The 217-nt window shown below is 45.6% G+C and carries 1 protein-coding gene; it reads left to right on the top strand.

All coding sequences use genetic code 11. From position 1 onward, the window contains the following. Positions 1 to 80 precede the first annotated feature (80 nt). Positions 81 to 217: IS66 family insertion sequence element accessory protein TnpA (gene tnpA, locus AB4384_RS23720; RefSeq protein WP_408063669.1), on the top strand; the 137-nt coding region annotated here is incomplete at its 3' end.

Genomic DNA, 217 nt, shown 5'->3' with positions numbered 1-217 from the left:
GTAAGCGTGCCATGAACACCGCATTCTAATCCTTCAGCACGAAGAATAAGATCAACTCTCCAACCCAAAGGAGAGTTGAAATGGCAAAACGACGTACCAACCTAGAATGGCAATCACTGTTTGAGCAATATGAAAGCAGCAGTGTTACCCAACGCGCTTTTTGTGAAGAGCATGGACTGAGTTTATCCACGTTCTTTGCCAAACGGCGTCAACTCCA

The sequence above is a fragment of the Vibrio sp. 10N.261.51.A4 genome, assembly GCF_041471945.1.
In the GTDB taxonomy this organism is placed as follows: domain Bacteria; phylum Pseudomonadota; class Gammaproteobacteria; order Enterobacterales; family Vibrionaceae; genus Vibrio; species Vibrio crassostreae_C.
Note: the sequence above shows the minus strand (reverse complement) of the source record. Positions and strands in the feature narration are given on the sequence as shown.